20 protein-coding genes are annotated in these 20,440 nt (G+C 72.0%); 17 read left to right on the top strand and 3 right to left on the bottom strand.

The window, feature by feature from the left end:
• Window positions 1-174 precede the first annotated feature (174 nt).
• The 3 genes from ACQKIP_RS06880 (at window position 175) to ACQKIP_RS06870 (ending at window position 2,490) form a co-directional block, all read left to right on the top strand.
• Entirely contained in the window at window positions 175-1,344 is a 1,170-nt protein-coding gene (locus tag ACQKIP_RS06880; protein ID WP_365860146.1) for a glycerophosphodiester phosphodiesterase, read from the top strand.
• Window positions 1,345-1,433: 89 nt separating this feature from the next.
• Window positions 1,434-1,949, top strand: a complete 516-nt coding sequence (locus ACQKIP_RS06875) for an RNA polymerase sigma factor (protein ID WP_365860147.1) — start codon at window positions 1,434-1,436, stop codon at window positions 1,947-1,949.
• A 37-nt stretch (window positions 1,950-1,986) separates the two neighbouring features.
• Entirely contained in the window at window positions 1,987-2,490 is a 504-nt protein-coding gene (locus ACQKIP_RS06870) for a GNAT family N-acetyltransferase (RefSeq protein WP_365860148.1), read from the top strand.
• Here the strand turns inward: ACQKIP_RS06870 and ACQKIP_RS06865 are convergent.
• Entirely contained in the window at window positions 2,487-2,909 is a 423-nt protein-coding gene (locus tag ACQKIP_RS06865) for a hypothetical protein (protein WP_365860149.1), read from the bottom strand. The two genes, ACQKIP_RS06870 and ACQKIP_RS06865, sit on opposite strands and share 4 nt — an antisense overlap.
• Window position 2,910: 1 nt before the next feature.
• The gene (locus tag ACQKIP_RS06860; protein WP_365860150.1) at window positions 2,911-3,270 is read right to left on the bottom strand and encodes a hypothetical protein; all 360 of its coding nucleotides are present in this window, start codon (window positions 3,268-3,270) and stop codon (window positions 2,911-2,913) included.
• A 70-nt stretch (window positions 3,271-3,340) separates the two neighbouring features.
• On the opposite strand from ACQKIP_RS06860, the gene ACQKIP_RS06855 reads away from it, so the two are divergent.
• From ACQKIP_RS06855 to ACQKIP_RS06810, 10 genes are all read left to right on the top strand, one after another.
• Window positions 3,341-3,988, top strand: coding sequence for an HAD family hydrolase (locus ACQKIP_RS06855; protein ID WP_365860151.1), 648 nt, complete (start codon window positions 3,341-3,343; stop codon window positions 3,986-3,988).
• 398 nt (window positions 3,989-4,386) lie between these two features.
• On the top strand, window positions 4,387-5,445 hold the full coding sequence (locus tag ACQKIP_RS06850; protein ID WP_365860152.1) for a methionine ABC transporter ATP-binding protein: 1,059 nt from the start codon (window positions 4,387-4,389) through the stop codon (window positions 5,443-5,445).
• The gene (locus tag ACQKIP_RS06845; RefSeq protein ID WP_365860153.1) at window positions 5,442-6,161 is read left to right on the top strand and encodes a methionine ABC transporter permease; all 720 of its coding nucleotides are present in this window, start codon (window positions 5,442-5,444) and stop codon (window positions 6,159-6,161) included. Before ACQKIP_RS06850 ends, ACQKIP_RS06845 begins: the two co-directional genes overlap by 4 nt.
• A 78-nt stretch (window positions 6,162-6,239) precedes the next feature.
• A complete protein-coding gene (locus tag ACQKIP_RS06840) occupies window positions 6,240-7,073 on the top strand; it encodes a MetQ/NlpA family ABC transporter substrate-binding protein (protein WP_365860154.1) in 834 nt (277 codons plus the stop codon).
• Window positions 7,074-7,075: 2 nt separating this feature from the next.
• Window positions 7,076-7,900, top strand: coding sequence for a MetQ/NlpA family ABC transporter substrate-binding protein (locus ACQKIP_RS06835; protein ID WP_365860155.1), 825 nt, complete (start codon window positions 7,076-7,078; stop codon window positions 7,898-7,900).
• Window positions 7,901-8,035: 135 nt separating this feature from the next.
• On the top strand, window positions 8,036-8,677 hold the full coding sequence (locus ACQKIP_RS06830; protein ID WP_365860156.1) for a GNAT family N-acetyltransferase: 642 nt from the start codon (window positions 8,036-8,038) through the stop codon (window positions 8,675-8,677).
• 138 nt (window positions 8,678-8,815) lie between these two features.
• Window positions 8,816-10,027 (top strand): precorrin-6y C5,15-methyltransferase (decarboxylating) subunit CbiE, encoded by a 1,212-nt coding sequence (gene cbiE / locus ACQKIP_RS06825; protein WP_365860157.1) that lies wholly within the window; start codon window positions 8,816-8,818, stop codon window positions 10,025-10,027.
• Window positions 10,028-10,380: 353 nt separating this feature from the next.
• Window positions 10,381-14,322 carry a nicotinate-nucleotide--dimethylbenzimidazole phosphoribosyltransferase gene (gene cobT / locus ACQKIP_RS06820; RefSeq protein ID WP_365860158.1) on the top strand — a complete coding sequence of 1,314 codons (3,942 nt, stop codon included), beginning with the start codon at window positions 10,381-10,383 and terminating at the stop codon, window positions 14,320-14,322.
• A 173-nt stretch (window positions 14,323-14,495) separates the two neighbouring features.
• Complete coding sequence (gene cobA / locus ACQKIP_RS06815; protein WP_365860159.1) at window positions 14,496-15,728, top strand: uroporphyrinogen-III C-methyltransferase; 1,233 nt, start codon at window positions 14,496-14,498, stop codon at window positions 15,726-15,728.
• A 92-nt stretch (window positions 15,729-15,820) separates the two neighbouring features.
• Entirely contained in the window at window positions 15,821-16,639 is an 819-nt protein-coding gene (locus tag ACQKIP_RS06810; protein ID WP_361192675.1) for a TrmH family RNA methyltransferase, read from the top strand.
• Here ACQKIP_RS06810 and ACQKIP_RS06805 read toward each other — a convergent pair.
• Window positions 16,630-17,946, bottom strand: a complete 1,317-nt coding sequence (locus ACQKIP_RS06805; RefSeq protein ID WP_365860160.1) for a serine/threonine-protein kinase — start codon at window positions 17,944-17,946, stop codon at window positions 16,630-16,632. The two genes, ACQKIP_RS06810 and ACQKIP_RS06805, sit on opposite strands and share 10 nt — an antisense overlap.
• Before the next feature lie 195 nt (window positions 17,947-18,141).
• Here ACQKIP_RS06805 and ACQKIP_RS06800 point away from each other — a divergent pair, with 195 nt between their 5' ends.
• The 4 genes from ACQKIP_RS06800 (at window position 18,142) to ACQKIP_RS06785 (ending at window position 20,401) form a co-directional block, all read left to right on the top strand.
• Entirely contained in the window at window positions 18,142-18,408 is a 267-nt protein-coding gene (locus ACQKIP_RS06800; RefSeq protein ID WP_365820979.1) for a hypothetical protein, read from the top strand.
• A 199-nt stretch (window positions 18,409-18,607) separates the two neighbouring features.
• Window positions 18,608-18,814 carry a hypothetical protein gene (locus ACQKIP_RS06795; protein WP_351164871.1) on the top strand — a complete coding sequence of 69 codons (207 nt, stop codon included), beginning with the start codon at window positions 18,608-18,610 and terminating at the stop codon, window positions 18,812-18,814.
• A 267-nt stretch (window positions 18,815-19,081) separates the two neighbouring features.
• On the top strand, window positions 19,082-20,023 hold the full coding sequence (locus ACQKIP_RS06790) for an aminoglycoside phosphotransferase family protein (RefSeq protein WP_365860161.1): 942 nt from the start codon (window positions 19,082-19,084) through the stop codon (window positions 20,021-20,023).
• A gap of 69 nt (window positions 20,024-20,092) precedes the next feature.
• Window positions 20,093-20,401, top strand: a complete 309-nt coding sequence (locus tag ACQKIP_RS06785; RefSeq protein WP_365860162.1) for a zf-TFIIB domain-containing protein — start codon at window positions 20,093-20,095, stop codon at window positions 20,399-20,401.
• The last annotated feature ends 39 nt before the right edge of the window (window positions 20,402-20,440 follow it).

Genomic DNA, 20,440 nt, shown 5'->3' with positions numbered 1-20,440 from the left:
GAGTCCGGGGGCCCTCCGCCCGCCCGGAGCCCGCGGCCGGATCCCGTCCCGCACACCAGTCGCCATCCGGCGTCACCCTTCCGTTCGGTCCAGGGTCTCCCTTCCGTCACGTGCGGCCACCTACGATCGTGCCGCTTTGTCAGGTTCAAGGCGGCACATCGGGAGGAGCGCTCAATGGCTACGCAGAAGTCGGGTCGGTCGGGGTCGGGGGAGCGGCGGCCGGGGCGGCGCGCGCTCCTGGGGGCGGCTGTCCTCGGGGCGGGTACCGTCGCCGTGGGGCTGCCCGGCGTGGCGAGAGCCGACGGGAAGCACGGGCACGGGGGCTACAAGGACCTGCCGGTGCCCACGGTCGTCGCGCACCGCGGCACCAGCGGCTACCGGCCCGAGCACACGCTCGGCTCGTACCAGCTCGCCCTCGACATGGGCGCCCACGTCATCGAGCAGGACGTCGTGCCCACCAAGGACGGCCATCTCGTATGCCGTCACGAGAACGACATCACCGCGACCACGGATGTCTCCGCGCACCCCGAGTTCGCGGGCCGCAAGACCACCAAGTCCGTGGACGGTGTCTCGCTCACCGGCTGGTTCACCGAGGACTTCACGCTCGCCGAGCTGAAGACGCTGCGCGCCAAGGAGCGCATCCCCGGCACCCGCCAGCGCAACACGCTCTACGACGGCCGCTGGGACGTGCCCACCCTGGAGGAGGTCTTCCGCTGGGCGGAGAGGCAGGAGCGCACGCACGGCAAGCGGATCTGGCTGCACATCGAGACCAAGCACCCCACGTACTTCCGCAAGCTGGGCCTCGGCCTGGAGGAGCCGCTGGCCAAGCTCCTTCGCAAGTACGGGCGGCACAAGAAGAACTCGCCGAACTTCCTGCAGTCCTTCGAGCCCAGCAGCATCCAGCGCCTGAACAAGCTGGTCGACCCGCCGCTCGTGGTGCTCCTGTCGTCCGCGAGTTCCCGGCCCTGGGACTTCGTCGAGGCGGGCGACCCCCGCACCGTCGCCGACCTCATCAAGCCCGAGGGCCTGGAGTGGATGGCGTCGTTCGCGCAGGGCATCGGCCCCACCCTCGACCTGATCATCCCGAGGAAGTCGGACGGCAGCCTCGGCACCCCGACGACCCTGGTCAAGGACGCGCACCAGGCGGGCCTGATCCTGCACCCGTACACGATGCGCAACGAGAACACCTTCCTGCCCGCGAACTTCAGGAAGGGCACCGACCCGAACGCCTACGGGGACGCCTTCGGCGCCTTCAAGGCGTACTTCGAGACGGGCATCGACGGGATCTTCTCCGACAACTGCGACACCGCGCTGCTCGCCCGCGAGGACTTCGTCAACGGCTGACCTGCAAGTCCCGGTTGGGGTGACAGACGGCCGCTCCGGCAACCTCCTGCCGGGGCGGCCGCGTCACGTCTTGCATGACTCAGCCCTGCATGACTCACCCGCTGATCCCCGCCCTGCGTCCGCTGCTCGCCGCCGAGGCCTCCGCCGCGGCGCACGCCTCCGGCGCCGACCCCGGCGACCTCGAACAGGCCGTCTGGCTGCGCCTCCTCGAACGTGTGGACGCCGCCGACCCACCCGCCGATCCGGCCACCTGGCTGCGCGCCGCCGTCGCCTCCGAGGCGCGCCTGACCCGGCGCAGGGCCGAGCGCGAAGTGGCGTACGCGACCGAGCCCGCCGACGACGCCGAGTGCGACCCCGAACAACGCGCCCTGCGGGCCGACCGCGACCGCACCCTGTACGCGGCGGTACGCAGACTGCCCGGCCGCTGCCCCGGCCTCATGGCGGCGCTGCTTTCCCCCAAGGACCTCACCTACCGGGAGATCGCAGGCGAGTTGGGAATGTCACAGGGCAGCCTGGGGCCTGAACGTTCCCGTTGCCTGGGATGCCTGCGCAGAATGCTCGCGGCGGAGGTTGCAGCTCCTGCACCGCGGGGAAGGGAGCGTTAGACAACCGGCGGAGCAGGTGAGCGGGAGGCATGCACACATGGGCATGAGCGTGACCATCTCGGAGGCGGGCGGACAGGACGCCGAGAAGATCCTCAAACTGCAGTACCTGTGCTACCAGAGCGAGGCCGAGCTGTACGGCGACTACTCCATCGAGCCGCTCACGCAGTCCCTCGACTCCATCAAGGCCGAACTGGCCACCGGCAGCGTGCTTGTGGCCCGCCTGGGCGACGAGGTCGTCGCCTCGGTGCGCGGCACGGTCGACCCCGACGGCACGGCGCGGATCGACAAGCTCATCGTCCACCCCAGGATGCAGCGGCACGGCCTGGGCGGACGGCTCCTCGACGCGATAGAGCAGCGGCTCGGAGCGGGCGGCACCGCCAAGTACTTCCAGCTCTCCAGCGGCCACCGCAGCGAGCAGAACCTCCAGCTCTACCGCAAGCACGGCTATGCGGCGGTGAAGACCCGGCACGTGAACGAACGGCTCACGGTGGTGACGCTCTCGAAGGAGACGACCGCGGGGGCGTATGCCGCCAGGGTCTAGCGCTCCGCGCGGCGCGCCTTGTTCAGCCAGAAGATCGCGGTGACCGGCAGGATCACCGGAATGAACAGATAGCCCATCCCGAAGTCCGACCACACGGTGGCGTCGGGGAAGGCGGACGGCTCCACCAGCGTCCAGGTCCCCACTGCCAGTACGCCCACGAGCTCGGCGGCGCAGCACACCAGCGCCGCCTTGCGGGCCTTCTCGCCGCCGCGCACGAGCGAGTACGTGATGAAGCCGTAGACCAGACCCGCGAGCGCGGACAGCGTGTACGCGAGCGGGGCCTTGTGGAAGTCCGTCGAGATCTGCACGGCGGAGCGCGACACGGCGCCGACCACCATCACGCCGTACAGCCACACCAGCAGGATGCCGGGCCCGTTGATGAGCTTCTGCTTCTGGCGCCCGGGCTCGGTCACCGTCACCTCAGCCTCCCCAGATGTCGTAGAGCCGCACCTGGAGCACGGCGAGGACCACGCCGCCCGCGGCGACCGTGATGGAGCCCCAGCGGGTGCGCTCGGCCAGGGACATGAAGCCCGCGGCCGGGATGCAGGCGAAGGCGCCGATCAGATACGCGATGAAGATCGTCATGCCCTGCTCGGGCTTCTCGCCCCGGGCCAGCTGGACGATGCCGACGATCAGCTGGACGGTGGCCAGGAACGTCACCACGGCCATGCCGATGAAGTGCCAGTCCTTGGTCGGCTGGTCCCGGTAGGCGGCGAAACCGCACCACGCGGCGAGTACGAGCGCGGCCACGGCGGTCGCGATCGTCAGGGCAACAAGCATGCGGTGACTTTATTACGGGCCCTATGACCCGATGCGCGCACCCCGGGGGTGCCCCGTACGCTCGGACACCATGAAGATCCACGCTGAAGCGCTCCTGTTCGACAACGACGGCACCCTCATCTCCTCCATGGAGTCGGTGTACCGCTGCTGGAGGCGCTTGGCGCAGGAGTACGGGATCACCGCCGAGAAATTCGAGCAGGTCGAGCTGCACGGCCGCCCCGCCGCCGAGATCATCGCCGACATGCTGCCCGCCGAGCGCGTGGCCGAGGCCGTCGCCCGCATCGAGGAGCTCGAGGTGTCCGACGTCGAGGGCGGCGTCGTACTGCTTCCCGGCACCCGTGAGCTGCTTGAATCCCTGCCCCGTGACCGCTGGGCCGTCGTCACCTCCGCCGGGCGGCGCCTTGCCGGGGCCCGGCTCGCCGAGGTCGGCATCGACGCCCCGACGGTGATCGCCGCCGACGACATCACGCGCGGCAAGCCCGACCCGGAGCCCTTCCTGCTCGCGGCGGCGAAGCTGGGCGTCGACCCGGCGCGCTGCGTGGTCTTCGAGGACGCCCCCGCGGGCCTGACGGCGGGCCGCGCGGCCGGGATGACCACCGTGGCGTTGGCCACAACGCACACCGCGGGCGAGCTCGTCGCCGATGTGGTCGTGAAGGACCTCTCGGCCGTGTCCGCACAGGCCACCGAGGGTGGCGTGGAGATCACCGCGGAGGACTGATCGTCCCCCTCGCGGCGTCCGCGCCTGTCCACGAGCTGTCCGTATACCGGACGATCGTGGCAGGTCGCGGACGCACGCGTGTTTTACTGGTCCACATGACCACGACGAGCAGCCGCACCCCTGCGACCGAGGCGATCACGACGCCCGGTGCTCGTTGTATGTGTCGAATGTGCGCCTTCTGAGGGCCCCCGCACCACCCCTGAGCATCGCGCCCCGAAGCGAAGCCGCTGTGCCGCCCTGTGCCACGTACTGCATGTACATGACGTAGGAAGCGAGCCTGCCCCGCGCACACCTCCTCCGGTTCTTTTCGCCACCGCGAGAAACCGTGCCGCGTTCCCCACGAATGCCCCGTGCCCGGCGAGAACCGCGCCGCGCACTCGACAGTGACGGAAACCCCTGTGATCACCACTTCCGGCCTTACCAAGGTCTACCGCTCACGCGGTCGTGAAGTAACTGCCCTCGACGGCGTCGATCTGCATGTCCGCGAAGGCGAGGTGTACGGCGTCATCGGCCAGTCCGGCGCCGGCAAATCCTCCCTGATCCGCTGCGTGAACCTCCTGGAGCGCCCCACCGCCGGCACCGTGTCCGTCGCCGGCCAGGACCTCACCGCCCTCGCGGGGCGTGGCAGCCGCGCGAGCAAGGACCTGCGCCGGGCGCGCAGCCGCATCGGCATGGTCTTCCAGCACTTCAACCTGCTGTCCTCGCGCACCGTCAAGGACAACATCGAGCTGCCCCTGGAGATCCTCGGTCTCAGCGGCGCCGAGCGCTCCCGCAAGGCGCTCGAACTGCTCGACCTGGTCGGCCTCGCCGACAAGGCGAAGTCCTACCCCGCGCAGCTCTCCGGCGGCCAGAAGCAGCGCGTCGGCATCGCCCGCGCGCTCGCCGGCGACCCGAAGGTGCTGCTCTCCGACGAGGCGACCAGCGCCCTGGACCCGGAGACCACCCGCTCCATCCTGAAGCTCCTGCGCGACCTCAACCAGCAGCTCGGCCTGACCGTCCTGCTGATCACGCACGAGATGGACGTCGTCAAGAGCGTCTGCGACTCCGCGGCCCTCATGGAGAACGGGCAGATCGTCGAGTCCGGCACCGTCACCGAACTGCTCGCGACGCCAGGATCCGAGCTGGCCGCCGCGCTCTTCCCGGTCAGCGGCGACGCGACGGGCGACAACCGCACCGTCGTCGACGTGACCTTCCACGGCGAGGCCGCGACCCAGCCGGTCATCTCCCAGCTGTCGCGCACGTACAACATCGACATCTCGATCCTCGGCGCCGCGATGGACACCGTCGCGGGCAAGCAGGTCGGCCGCATGCGCATCGAGCTGCCCGGACGCTTCGAGGAGAACGTCGTGCCGATCGGCTTCCTGCGCGAGCAGGGACTGCAGGTGGACATCGCGGGACAGGACCCCGCGACCACGCCGAAGGACGCCACGCTGCTGGTCAAGGAAGGTGCCAAGTGACCTGGTCGGAGATGCAGCCCCTGCTGGAGCAGGCCTGTTGGGACACCCTCTACATGGTGGGCTGGTCGACGCTGATAGCCGTCGTCGCCGGACTGCCGCTCGGCATCCTGCTGGTCCTCACCGACCGCGGCGGGCTGCTGCAGAACACGGTCCTGAACAAGCTCATCGGGCAGATCGTGAACATCGCGCGCTCGATGCCCTTCATCATCCTCATGGTCGCCCTGATGGGCTTCACGCGCTGGATCACCGGCACCACGATCGGCCGCGAGGCCGCCATCGTGCCGCTCGCGATCGGCGCCACGCCGTTCTTCGCGCGGCTCGTGGAGACCGCGGTGCGCGAGGTCGACGGCGGACTCGTCGAGGCCGTGCAGTCGATGGGCGGCAACACCTGGACCGTCGTACGCAAGGTCCTCGTGCCGGAGTCGCTGCCTTCGCTGATCTCCAGCACCACCACGACGATCGTCACGATCATCGGCTACTCGGCCATCACCGGCGCCGTCGGCGCGGGCGGCCTCGGCGACATCGCCATCCGCTACGGCTACCAGCGCTTCGAGACCGAACTGATGTGGATCACCGTCGGCGTGCTCGCCGTCGTCATCTCCGTCATCCAGTTCGCGGGCGACTACGCGGCCCGCGGGCTGCATCGGCGCGGCGGCCACTCGGGCGCGGCACCGCGGCTGCGCTTCCTCAAGCCCGCCACGTCGAAGGCTTCCTGACCGTCTTCGAAGGCTTCCCGAAACTCACCCCGCACACCCCATCGCGGGGCGTACCACCCATGGAGAAAGGCACTTTTCGTGCGTAACACCGCCAAGATCACCACCGCTGTCCTCGCTGCCGGAGCCCTCACCCTCGGTCTCTCGGCCTGCGGCTCCGACAAGGACTCCGCCGCGGACAAGGACGGCAAGCTCATCGTCGCCGCCACCCCGACGCCGCAGGGCGAGATCCTCGAGTACGTCAAGAAGAACCTGGCCAAGAAGGCCGGCCTCGACATCGAGATCCGCGAGTTCACCGACTACGTCACGCCGAACACCGCCGTCCAGCAGGGCGAGGTCTTCGCGAACTACTTCCAGCACAAGCCGTACCTGGACGACTTCAACAAGAAGAACGGCACGGACATCGTGCCCGTCCCGAACGCGACGGTGCACCTGGAGCCGCTCGGCGTCTACTCCAAGAGCGTCAAGAAGCTCGACGGCCTCAAGAGCGGCGCCACGGTCGCGCTGCCGAACGACACCACCAACGAGGCCCGCGCGCTCAAGCTGCTCGCCGACAACGGCCTGATCGAGCTCAAGAAGGGCGTCGGCTACTCGGCCACCCCCAAGGACGTCTCGAAGAACCCGAAGAACCTCAAGTTCAAGGAGCTGGAGGCGGCCCAGGTGCCCCGCTCCCTCGGTGACGTGGACGCCGCGGTGATCAACGGCAACTACGCCCTTGAGGCCAAGCTCAGCCCGGCCAAGGACGCCATCGTCGCCGAGCCCGCCAAGGGCAACCCCTACGGCAACTTCCTCGCCGTGAAGAAGGGCGACGAGAGCGACCCGCGCGTCAAGAAGCTCGCCAAGCTCCTCACCTCGCCCGAGGTGAAGAAGTTCATCGACGACAAGTACGACGGTGCCGTCGTCGCGGCGTTCTGATCATGCGCAGGCACGTCACGGCCGCCGTCACCGGCACGCTGGCCCTCACGCTCGGCCTGACCGCGTGCGGCTCCGGACCGGGGTCGGGCGACGGCGGTGAGACGCTCACCGTCGGCGCCACCCCGACCCCGGCCGGCGAAGTTCTCACATACATCAAGGAGAACCTCGCGCAGAAGGCGGGACTCGACCTCAGGATCACGGAGTTCACGGACTACGTCACGCCGAACACCGCGCTCCAGGAAGGCTCCCTCGACGCCAACCTTTACCAGCACGCCCCGTACCTGGAGGACTTCAACAAGTCCAAGAAGACGGAGCTGACGCCGGTGACCGAGGTCTATCTGCCGCCGATGGGGGTGTACGCGAACAAGACGAAGGACGTCACCGAGCTGCCCGCCGGTGCCACCGTCGCCGTTCCGAACGACACCACCAACGAGGGCAGGGCGCTCGAACTCCTCGCCTCCAAGGGCGTCATCGGGCTCAAGAAGGGGGCCGGTGCGAACGCCACCCCCGAGGACATCGCGTCCAACCCGAAGAAGCTCACGATCAAGCCGCTGGAACCCGCCCAGCTGCCCCGCTCCCTGGAAGACGTCGACGCCGCGGTCATCAACAACAACTACGCGCTCGACGCCGGACTCAGCCCCAAGAAGGACGCCGTCCTTCTGGAGTCGCCCAAGGACAATCCGTACAACAACGTCCTCGCCGTCAAGAAGGGCGACCAGGACGACCCCCGGGTCGAGAAGCTGGCGAAACTGCTCACTTCACCCGAGGTGAAGCAGTTCATCGAGGACAAGTACAAGGGCTCCGTCCTGCCCGTCGAAACGAGCTGACGCACAGTCCGTTTCCGCCCCCACCACGGGGTCCACTCCTGATACGGGGGAGGACCCCGTGGTGGGTTTGCGCGCCGACATGCTGCATGCTGGGCTCTTCAGCAGGCCCGAAGGTTCCAGGTTACGGAGCGGCGCATGACTACCTTCCCCGACATCTCCATCAGCACGGAGCGGTTGGTGCTGCGCCCGTTCGAGGACGCCGACGTCTCCGCGTACGCGGAGATGATGAACGACGAGATGGTCACCGCCTGGACCTCCGCCCCCCAGCCCTACACCGAGGACGACGCCCGCGACTGGATCACCCGGCTCGCGCCCGCCGAGCGCACCGAGGGCCGCGGAATCTCCCTCGCCGTCACGGAGTTCCTCACCCAGCGCCTGGTCGGCACGGTGCAACTGCGCGACACCAGCTGGCGCGTGCGCTCCAGCGAACTCCACTACGTCATCGCCCCCTGGGCCCGCGGCGAGGGCTACGCGTCGGAGGCGGCGCTCGCCACCGCCCAGTGGCTCTTCAACGACCAGCGCTTCGAGCGCATCGAGCTGCGCACCGCCGCCGACAACACCGCGGCCCAGCAGGTCGCGCAGAAGATCGGCTGCATCAGCGAGGGGGTCCTGCGGGGCGCCTGGATAGCGCGTACGCGCAACGGCGGGGACCCCTTCGGCGGGTGGATCGAGGTCCGCACCGACCTCATCGTGTGGAGCCTGCTGCCCGAGGACCTGGAAGGCGTCGGCGAGCAGCTCGCCGAAAGCGGCTTCAGCGCCTACTCCGACTGGAACTGATCCCTCCGTCCCCACCGCCCCTCGAGCACCTCCGCGCCCCACCAGGTACGCTCGCCCCTGGCCGCACGCGGTTGCCCCCTACACGCGGCACCGGCCCCTCAGACGCCCAGCGAGATCGAACCCGGGAGACAGACGAAGATGGCCGACCGCGTCACGGTGATCGGCTGGGACGGTTCGCCGCTGACCGCCGCCGCGCGTTCGGCGCTCGGCGCCGCCACCCTCGTCGCGGGCGCCGCCCACCACCTGGAGCTCGCCGAAGTGCCGCAGGCCGCCGAAAGGATCCGCCTGGGAAGCGTGAGCCTGGCCGCCCGCCGCATCGCCGCCCACCGCGGCACCGCCGTGGTCCTCGCCGACGGCGACCCCGGGTTCTTCGGCGTCGTCCGCACCCTGCGCGCCCCCGAATTCGGCCTCGAGGTCGAAGTGGTGCCCGCCGTCTCCTCCGTCGCCCAGGCCTTCGCCCGCGCCGGGATGCCCTGGGACGACGCCGAGGTCGTGGTGGCCCACCCCCGCACGCTGCGCCGCGCGGTGAACGTCTGCCGCGCGCACACCAAGGTCGCCGTCCTCACCTCACCGGGCGCGGGACCCGCCGAGCTCGGCCTGCTCCTCCAGGGCGTCCACCGGACCTTCGTGATCTGCGAGGAGCTGGGCACCGAGCGCGAGCAGGTCACCGTCCTCACCTCGGACAAGGCCGCCGACCACACCTGGCGCGACCCCAACGTCGTCATCGTCATCGGCGGCCCCGTCGCCGCATCGGACACCGGCTGGATCGCGGGACGCGACCCCGGCACCCCGCGCGGTTGGGCGCTGCCCGCGCCCGCCTACGGAGGCGAGGCCCAGCTCGGCGAGGGCGAGAGCGACCGCCTGCGGGCCGTCCAACTGGCCCGCATCGGCCCCCGCGTGGGCGACCTGGTCTGGGACATCGGCTGCGGCAGCGGCGCCTTCACCGCCGAGGCCGCCCGCTTCGGCGCCGCCGTCATCGCCGTCGACGCCGACCCCGACGCCTGCGCCCGCACGCAGGCGATCGCCCGCCACTTCGGGGTGCAGCCGCAGATCGTGCACGGCACCGCGCCGCACGTCCTCGAAGACCTTCCCGAGCCCGATGTCGTACGGGTCGGGGGCGGGGGAGCCGCGGTGGTCTCCGCCGTCGCCGACCGCCGCCCGGCACGCATCGTGACGCACGCGTCGACCCGCGACGCCGCCGAACTCATCGGCAGGGACCTCACGGAGCACGGATACGCGGTGGAGTGCGCGCTGCTCCAGTCCGTCGAGCTCGACACGCGCGCGTGGACGGAGCGGGAGCGGACCGTGGTCTTCCTGCTCTGTGGACAGTTGCCCGATCGCGCCCCGTGACCCTGTTGCCGCACGGTGCGGGGTAGGCTGGCCGATCGTTGTACCGCACCGAGTGCCCGGCGAATAGTTGTCCAATGTCCGGAAAGCTCGCCCGTTTTGGGGGGTGTGTGGTACGGCAGGACCGGAGGGCGCGCAACGTGGCGCAGCCCACAGCGGGCCGTTGCGGATCAAGCCGCCGCGGGGGTCGGCAGACCGGGACAATGCCTGTTGTCCGTACGCGGTTCGTGCCGCGCGGCGCGCACGCTCGTTGAGAATGACGGGCGGTTGGTGCGCCGCTCCGGGCAATGGGGCTTCCCCGGCCTACGGCTGAGGGGCGGTCGAAGAAGCACTAACCGATGGGCGAGGGGTTACGCATGACCGACACCGGCCAGGTCCCGGGCGAGGGACTGCCGGAGAACGCAGGCATGGTGGAGCAGCCGGGCGTCCCCGCCCCGGACGCGTACACCTACCTCGACCCCTCCGAGAACCCCGCCGCGAGTGTCGCCCCCGCCGACGATGACGACCTCCTCCTGATGCCGGGCGCCCAGGGGGCCTGGAGCGAGCCGCAGTCGCCCGCGCCGCAGCCGGCCGCCGACCAGTACGGCGTCGCCCAGCCGGTGGGCGCGCAGTCCGCGGCGGACCGGCAGGCGGCTTTCGCGCCGGGTGCGGGCCAGCCGGTGGGTGACCCGTCCCTCGTGAGCCAGTACGCGGCCACTCAGCCCGCCGCCGATCCGTCCACGGGGGAGCAGCCCGTGGGCGATGCCTCCGTCAACGGGCATTCGGTCAACGGCCAGAGCGCCGGTGGCCAGTCCATCGGCGGTCGGCACTCCGCCGGTCATGCGGCGGGCGGTCAGTACGCCGCCCAGCAGCCGGTCGCGCAGCCGCAGGCCGCGCATCAGCCGGGCCCGCACGAGATGGCGGGCCGGGACAGCGGCTCGGTCGATCTGAACGGCGTCCGGCTGCCCGGCGCGCCCACGCCCGCGCCCGCCTCGCACCCCGGCCCCTCCCGCCGCCCGCTCCACCGGGGGCCCTCGGGTCCCGCCGTGCCCGACGCCACGGGAAGCCCCGTACGTTCGCTCGCCGACCGCGGCCCGGCCGGAGCACCGCAGCACAGCGTGCCCGTGCGGCACGCGGGGCCGCCGACGGTGGGGCCCGAGTACCTCGACATCCCGCGTGACGCGGAGGGCATGCTGCCCGGCCCGCAGCTCGGTGAGATCACGCCGCAGGGCGCGACGCCGTGGACGCCTCAGCCTCCGCAGCCCGCGCAGCCGGCCGCACCAGCAGAAACGGTCGTCCCGGACACCACACCTGTCACAGAAGGTGCACAGGACGCACAGGTTGCACAGGGCATGCAGAACCCGCAGGGCCCGCAGAACGCAGAGGACTCGCTCGCCGCCGAGGCCGCCTTCCCGCAGGCCCCGGACGCCGCCGACGCCGCGATGGCGCAAGGCGTCGCGGCCGACGACCAGCTCGCGCACGCCGCCGCCGAAGCCGGAGCGCCCGCGTTCGCCGTGGACACCGAGCAGGCCGCAGCCGAGCAGCCCGCGGCAGTGGACCCCGCGGTGGCGGACCCGTCGGCCGCTGACTCGTCCGCGCCCGCCGCGGAAGCGGGCCAGGAGCTCCCGCCCACCGCCGATGCCGGGCAGTACGCCGTCGGCCAGTCCGTGCACGTGCCGGGCTCCGGCCAGCCGCAGTTCGCCGTGGCGGGCGCGCAGCCCTGGTCGAACGCGCCGCTCGCGGCCGCCGGGCACACGGCCCAGGGCCCGCACATCGCACAGCCCGCGCAGCCGGCGGACGCTCCGGGCGCCCCGGGCCAGCCCTTCGAGGCGACCGAGGCCCCCGAGGCCCCCGCGCCGCTCGGCCAGTTCGTGCCGGTCGAGGGCTCGGTGCCGACCACGCCCCACCTGGCCCCGACGCCGCCGCACCCCCTCTCCGTGCCCCCGGAGCACATCGAGGCCCCGCAGCCCGACGCCCTCGACGCGCAGCCGGAGCCCGCCGCCGAGGCCGTGTCCCCCGCGCCGGACGCCGTACCGGCAGCCGCTGCCCCGGAAACGCCGGAAATGCCGGAAGCACCGGAGATGTCCGAGGCCCCGCAGAGCCCCGGCGTCCCGGAGGCCCAGGAGCCCTCGGCCCTCCTCGAAGTCGCCGAAGTCCCCGAGGCCGCCGAAGCCCCCGAGCCCGCGCAGGCCGTCGAGACCCCCGAGCCCGTGGCGCAGCCCGCGGCCACCGTGCCCGCCCCGCGTGACGGCGGGACCGCGGAGGCGGCTCCCGCCCCGGCGGAAGAGCCCGCCCGAGGCACGCCGGAACCGGCGGCCGAAGCCCTGCCCCTCGAAGTGGGCGACGCACCCGCAGAAGCGGAGGCAGCGGCCATGACCGAAGCCCCCCGGCCGTTGGAAACCCCCGAGCAGGCAGAGGCCCCCGAGCCGGTGGCCGCCGCAGCCGATGCCGCCGAGGCGACCGAAGCCGCCGCCCCGGAGGCCCCGGACGCCGCTCCCCTCCCGGAGCAGGCCGCGGAACCGGAAGCGATGCTGCCGCCGGAGCCGGTCGCGGAGCCCGTCACGGAACCGGTCACGGAGTCGGACGCGCCCGCCGCCCCCGCCTACGACGACGCCGAGCGCGAAGCCGTGCTGCGCGTCATGCGCGAACGCCGCGACATCCGCAACGGCTTCCGCAGCGACGCCATCCCGCACGAGGTGCTGCTCCGGGTCCTGGAGGCGGCCCACACGGCGCCCTCCGTGGGCCACTCCCAGCCCTGGGACTTCGTCGTCATCCGCTCCGCGGAGACCCGGCGCACCATGCACGAACTGGCCATGCGCCAGAAGGACGCGTACGCCAAGTCGCTCCCCAAGGGCCGCGCGAAGCAGTTCAAGGAACTGAAGATCGAGGCGATCCTCGACACCCCGGTGAACATCGTCGTCACCGCCGACCCGACCCGCGGCGGCCGCCACACGCTCGGCCGTCACACGCAGCCGCAGATGGCGCCGTACTCCTCGGCCCTGGCCGTCGAGAACCTCTGGCTCGCGGCGCGCGCCGAAGGGCTCGGCGTCGGCTGGGTCAGCTTCTTCGACGAGCGCGAGATGGTCAGGACCCTCGGCCTGCCCGAGCACCTCGAAGTGGTGGCCTATCTCTGTGTCGGGTACGTCGACGAGTTCCCCGAGGAGCCCGAGCTGATGCAGGCGGGCTGGTCCAAGCGCCGCCCGCTCTCCTGGGTGGTCCACGAGGAGACGTACGGCCGTCGCGCCCTGCCAGGCGAGGACCCGCACGACCTGCTCGCCGAGACCGTCTCCAACATCCGCCCGCTGGACGCCAAGGCGCTCGGCGAGGCGTGGGAGCGGCAGAAGCGGATGACGAAGCCGCCGGGCGCGCTCGGCATGCTGGAGATCATCTCCGCGCAGCTCTCCGGTCTCTCCCGGCAGTGCCCGCCGCCGATCCCGGAGCCCGCGGCCGTCGCGATCTTCGCGGGCGACCACGGCGTGCACGCCCAGGGCGTCACCGCCTGGCCCCAGGAGGTGACCGCGCAGATGGTCGCCAACTTCCTCGGCGGCGGCGCGGTCTGCAACGCCTTCGCCAACCAGGTGGGCGCCGAGGTCTGCGTCATCGATGTCGGCGTGGCCAGCGAACTCCCGGCCACCCCCGGCCTCCTGCCCCGCAAGATCCGCGCGGGCACGGCCGACATGACCACCGGCCCCGCCCTGAGCCGCGAAGAGGTCAAGGCGGCCGTCGAGGTGGGCATCGAGACCGCCCGCGACCTGGTGGCAGCGGGGAACAAGGCCCTGCTCACCGGCGAGATGGGCATCGCGAACACCACGGCGTCCGCGGCCCTCATCTCCGTCTACACCGACACGGACCCGGCCGAGGTCACCGGCCGCGGCACCGGCATCAACGACGAGATGCACGGCCGCAAGGTCGACGTCGTGCGCCGCGCCCTGGAGCTGCACCAGCCCGACCCGGCCGACCCGATCGGCGTCCTCGCGGCGATCGGCGGCTTGGAGCACGCGGCGATGGTGGGCCTGCTGCTCGGCGGCGCCTCCCTGCGTACGCCCGTGATCCTGGACGGCGTGAGCGCGGGCGCCGCGGCCCTGGTCGCCCGCGCCATCGCCCCCGAGGTCCTCGCGGCCTGCATCGCGGGCCACCGCAGCGCGGAACCGGGCCATGTGGCCGCCCTCAACAAGCTGGGTCTGCGCCCCCTGGTCGACCTCGACCTGCGCCTGGGCGAGGGCACCGGCGCCCTCCTGGCCCTGCCGGTGGTGCAGAGCGCGGCCCGCGCGATGCACGAGGTGGCCACGTTCGACTCGGCGGGAGTCACGGAGAAGTAGCCGCACGACGAGGCACCGGGGCGAAGCCCGCATTTCGGCAAGGGGCGGGGCTGGGGGAGAGACCCGGTCCCGCCCCAGCCATACTGAACCCGCACGTCAAAGCATCAGGACAGCCGCCTCACCGTCGCAGCGGCACCGCATAGCCCCGCGCCCCGCACGAGGAGCCACCCGCCATGGCCGAAAGTCCCGCCTACCCCGTAGGCCTCCGCCTCACCGCCCGCCGCACGGTCGTGCTCGGCGGCGGTCAGGTGGCCCAGCGCCGCCTCCCCGCCCTGATCGCGGCGGGCGCCGACATCACCCTCGTATCGCCGTCGGCGACGCCGTCCGTGGAGGCCATGGCGGACGCGGGCGAGATCACCTGGGAGCGCCGCCGCTACGCCCACGGCGACCTCAAGGACACCTGGTACGCCCTCATCGCGACCAGCGACCCGGAGGCAAACCGGGCGGCATCCGCGGAAGGGGAGGCGCACCGCGTCTGGTGCGTCCGCTCGGACGACGCCGACGCCGCCACCGCCCTGACGCCCGCCACCGGCCGCTCCGAGGGCGTCACGGTCGCCATCCTCACCACGGACATCGACGACCGCGACCCCCGCCGCACGGCCGCCATCCGCGACGCGGTGGTCGAGGGCCTGCGCGACGGCACCCTCGCGGCGCCCCAGCAGCGCACGCGCACGCCGGGCGTCGCCCTCGTCGGCGGCGGCCCCGGCGACCCGGACCTCATCACGGTCCGCGGCCGGCGTCTGCTCGCCGAGGCGGACGTGGTGATCGCCGACCGGCTCGGCCCCCGCGATTTGCTCGACGAACTCCCGCCGCACGTCGAGGTGATCGACGCGGCGAAGATCCCGTACGGGCGGTTCATGGCCCAGGAGGCCATCAACAACGCCCTCGTCGAGCACGCCAAGCAGGGCAAGTCGGTCGTCCGCCTCAAGGGCGGTGACCCCTTCGTCTTCGGGCGCGGCATGGAAGAGGCGCAGGCGCTCGCCGAGGCGGGCATCCCCTGCACGGTCGTACCCGGCATCTCCAGCTCGATCTCCGTGCCCGGCGCCGCCGGTATCCCCGTCACGCACCGCGGTGTGGCCCACGAGTTCACCGTGGTCAGCGGCCATGTGGCCCCGGACGACGAGCGCTCCCTGGTGGACTGGCCGTCCCTGGCCAAGCTGCGGGGCACCCTGGTGATCCTGATGGGCGTGGACAAGATCGGCAAGATCGCCGAGGCGCTCACCGCGCACGGCCGGGCGCCCGGGACTCCCGTCGCCCTGATCCAGGAGGGCACCACCGCGGCCCAGCGCCGCGTGGACGCCACCCTCGCCACGGTCGCCGCCGAGGTCGCCGCCCACGAGGTGAAGCCCCCGGCAGTGATCGTCATCGGCGAGGTGGTGAACGTGGGCCCCCAGGGCCCCGCGTGACCCGCAGCCACCCCGAGCCCCCGCGTAACCATCGGTAACCCAACCCGCCCCGAGGCGTTGGCACCACACCCAGGACAAGGCAGTATCACCCTGTGGCTGATCTCATCACCGTTGACGACCCCACCGACCCGCGCCTGAGCGACTACACGGGCCTGACCGACGTCGAACTGCGCCGCAAGCGGGAGCCCGCCGAGGGTCTGTTCATCGCCGAGGGCGAGAAGGTGATCAGACGCGCCAAGCAGGCGGGCTACGAGATGCGCTCGATGCTGCTCTCCGCCAAGTGGGTCGACGTCATGCGCGACGTCATCGACGAGGTCCCGGCCCCCGTGTACGCGGTCAACCCCGACCTCGCCGAGCAGGTCACCGGCTACCACGTGCACCGGGGCGCCCTCGCCTCGATGCAGCGCAAGCCGCTGCCTACGTCGGACGAACTCCTCACCACGGCGCGCCGCGTCGTCGTCATGGAGTCGGTCAACGACCACACCAACATCGGTGCGATCTTCCGCAGCGCCGCGGCCCTGGGCATGGACGCGGTCCTGCTCTCGCCGGACTGCGCGGATCCGCTCTACCGCCGCTCGGTGAAGGTCTCCATGGGCGCGGTCTTCTCCGTCCCCTACGCCCGCCTCGAATCCTGGCCCAAGGGCCTGGAAGGCGTACGGGAAGCGGGCTTCAACCTGCTCGCGCTCACCCCGGACGAGAAGGCGAAGACCCTCGACGAGGCGGCGCCCCACCGCATGGACCGGGTCGCGCTGATGCTCGGCGCGGAGGGGGACGGCCTCACCACGAAGGCCCTGATGGCGGCCGACGAGTGGGTGCGCATCCCGATGGCCCACGGCGTCGACTCCCTGAACGTGGGAGCTGCGGCCGCGGTCGCGTTCTACGCGGTGGCGACGGGCCGCCCTCAGCTCTGAGGGCCCGGCCCCGGGTCGAGCCGGCCGCTCTGCCGTACGTCGTGCACATCGGGTGCCCCGAGTCCGCGGGCGGGACCCTGGCATCCCTGGGCCGCCGCGATCGCCAGGGCCACCAGCAGCGTCACGACCACGAACACGAAGAGCCGCTGGCGCAGGAGGCGCGGATTGGCGGGCCGCCGCGCGCCGGAACGTGTCGTGTTCCGTGCCTGCGAGGGTCGTGAGCCGGACCGCGAGGAGCTGGATCCGGGGCGTGAGGAATTCGGCCGCGAGGAACCGGTGCGCGACGACCCGGTCCGCGGGGAGCCGCCCCGCGAAGAACCGGTCCGCGAGGAACCAGGCCGTGACGATCCGGGCCGCGGCGGGGGAGTGCCCTGCTGCTGACGCCGCTGGGTCTGCTGATCCGCGTACTCCTCGGCCATCCGTCCCGTCGGCCGGTCCTGGCTCTGGCGGGGCGCGGGCGGCCGCGGGTCGCTGAGGCCCTGAGCCTCGCGGGCCGCGATCTCCTTAAGCCTGAGGGACAGTTGAAGCGTGCTGGGACGCTCCTCCGGGTCCTTGGCGAGGCAGGCCCTGATCAGCGGGGCGAGCGCGTCGGGCACCCCGCCGAGCTGCGCCTCCTCGTGGACGACGCGGTAGAGCATGACCTCTGAACTGCCGTGCCCGAAGGGCGAGTCCGCCATGCCCGCGTACGCGAGCGTCGCGCCGAGGGCGAAGACGTCCGTGGCGGGCGTGACGGCGGCGCCGCGCACCTGCTCGGGCGCGAGGAAGCCGGGCGACCCGACGGCGGTGCCCACATGGGTCAGCGTCGAGGCGCCGGTGGCCCAGGCGATGCCGAAGTCGATGATCCGCGGCCCCTTCGGGGACAGCAGGATGTTCGACGGCTTCAGGTCGCGGTGCACGACACCGGCTTCATGCACGGCTACGAGGCCTTCGGCGAGCGCCGAACCGACGACCGCCACATCGGCCGCGGAGAGCGGGCCCTCGGCGGCGACCTTGTCGTGCAGGGAAGGGCCGGGGACGTACTGCGTGGCGAACCACGGCCGGTCCGCGTCGAGATCGGCGGCGACGAGCCGCGCGGTGCAGCCGCCGCGGATGCGCCGCGCCGCGGAGACCTCGCGCGCGAAACGCGAGCGGAACTCCTCGTCCTCCGCCAGATCGGGCCGGATCACCTTGAGGGCGACGCGCTGCCCCCGCCGGTCCGACCCCAGGTAGACGACCCCCATGCCGCCGGCGCCCAGCCGCCTGTGCAGTCTGAACGAGCCGACGACACGCGGGTCCTCGCGCCGGAGCCGCATCATCGCCATGTCCATCCCCGCTGCCCGGTTCGTTGTCGTGCCACAGCTTACGTTTCCACGGCCGGGCAGGTGCAGAGGCCGCGCCCTCGCGGCCCGACCGATTGTCAGTGCCGGGTGGGAAACTTGAAGAGTGGTCAGGGGCACTGGAGCGAGCGGCCGTTGTGCGGAGGGCCGTTCCCAACCATCCGTCACCGAAGGGGGATTGATCGCGTGAAAGGTGATCGTGTGGAGATAGTCGTGGACGCCGGAGACACGACACGCACGTACGAGGTGGTGGCGAGCCGGGCGGGCCGCCGGGTCGAGACGGCGGTCCGCAGGGGGGTGGTCGAAGTGAGCGAAGTCACCCGCAGCGGCTCCGTCGTGCGGACGGCGCGGTTCATGTCGACCCGCGTCCTGGCTCTGGTGGAGCAGCCCGTCCCCAGGGAGGACACCTCCGAGCAGGCGGCCCGTCCCCTCCGGGAAGACCCCGAGACCTAGGACCCCGTCTCCACCCACGGGAGTACACGCGCGACGATCGGTCATCCTCCGGGAGGCCCGGCAATCGGTACGAGGGCATGACGCCCCGGACCTCCGACGCACCTAGATTTGAGGTCAAGCGGCGGGAGTCAGCACTCGTCCCCCGAGGTCAGGCACCCGCCGCTGCCAAGTTCATACAGATTCGGTCAGGAGAGGAACCATGGCGGACACGGCACCGCGGACAATGATCCGCACGCAGGGACGTAAGGCCTTCGCCACGTTCGGCGTCCGCCCGTCCGGTACGCGCCACCCCCTGGTGGCGACGGCCATGGTTCTTCCCCTGGCGGCCCTGCTGGTGGTCGTCTTCGGCGGCTGGGAAGCAGTGGTCACACAGGCGTCGTCCGTGGGCGTGATGCTGGGGCGCTGAGCGGCGCCCCGGGCCCGGATGAGCGGTCCGGGCGGGGACATCCGGCCAGGAAACCCCGTGGGGACGGGGGTGCGGCGGACGGCACGAGAAATGCCCGCGCAGCTGGGGAGCTGCGCGGGCACTTCTTTGCGCGGGGCTCCGCCGGGAGCCTTGGACGCCGTAGATCGCCGGCTGCGCCGAGCTCGTCCTCAAACGCCGGACGGGCTTGAAGTCCAGCCCGCGTACGCTCGCGGAAGCACCGTTCGACGTACGTACGCCGGGGGACCCGTGACCGCTTTGCTGCTGCCCGCGCTGACCGCCAAGGCCCGCCAGAGAGCCCACCGCACCCCGCGGACCTGCGCCTGCGCTCACGACGCCGTCCTGGCCGACCGCGACGACGCCACCGTCGTCCGGCACGGAGACACCGTCGCCAAGGCCCACGCCCCCGGCACGGACCCCGCCGGGCTCGCCGTACGCCTGAAGGTCGCCGCGGCCCTGGACGGCACCCTCCTGCCGCCGCTCGACGAGACGGCGATCCCCCTCCACGGCCGCCTGGTCACCCTCTGGCAGGCCGGCACCCCGGTGGACCGCGACGACCCCGACGCCGCCCCCTGGGAAGCCGCCGCCACCCTCCTCGCCCGCCTGCACGCCACACCCCCGGCCGCCCTCCCGCACCCCCTGCCGGACATGCGCGGCCCCGCGAAGGCCGCCCGCGCGATGCGGCGGATGCGGGACGCGGGCCCGCATCCCGCAGCCGCCCCCGTCGAGCGCGCCTGGGCCACCCTGCCCGGCTGGGCCCGCGCCGAGGCCCCCGCCCCGCTTCCCGGGCTCCTGTGCCACGGAGACCTGCACCTGGGCCAGCTGGTCCGCACCCCCGAGGGGCGCTGGCTGCTCATCGACGTCGACGACCTCGGCCTCGGCGACCCGGCCTGGGACCTGGCCCGCCCCGCCGCCTGGTACGCCTGCGGTCTCCTCCCCGGGGACGAGTGGATCCGCTTCCTCACCGCCTACCGCGCGGCACACGGACCCGCGCTCCCGCCCGACCCCGCCGACCCCTGGCCCGTCCTCGACGTACCGGCCCGCGCCCTCACCGCACAGACCGCGGCCCTGGCCGTGGCGAAGTCGGTCAGGGAGAACCGCCCCCTCGACGAGATCGAGCAGGCCGTGGTCGACGCCTGCGAGCGAATGGCCGCCCTCCCGCCCGAGTTGGCGCCCACCCCCACGAAGTAGGGTGCAACGCACCGAAGCCGGGCAGAGATCCGGCGAAGCAGTCACGACCGGCGAGGAGTTGAGCCGACCATGCAGTGTCCCAAGTGCCATGCACCGATGCACACGTACAACCGCAATGGCGTCCAGATCGAGCAGTGCAGCGGTTGCCGCGGGATATTCCTCGACTACGGCGAGCTCGAGGCCCTGAGCCGGGTCGAGAGTCAGTGGGGCGCCCAGCAGGGCCCGCCTCCACCGCCCGCCCCGCAGGCCTACCCGGCCGCTCCCGCCCCGCAGTGGGGCGCTCCCCAGCACGGCGGCCACCACGGCGGTCATCACGGCGGGCACTACGGCCACAACAAGCGCCACAAGAGCTTCGGGCACATGCTCTTCTCCTCCTGACCGGAGGAACGACGAAGCCCCCGGCCGTGGAGACGGCCG

The organism is Streptomyces sp. NPDC059900 (assembly GCF_050270335.1).
Taxonomy (GTDB): Bacteria; Actinomycetota; Actinomycetes; order Streptomycetales; family Streptomycetaceae; genus Streptomyces.
The sequence above is the reverse complement of the archived record's forward strand: the minus strand, read 5'-3'. Positions and strand labels throughout refer to the sequence as shown.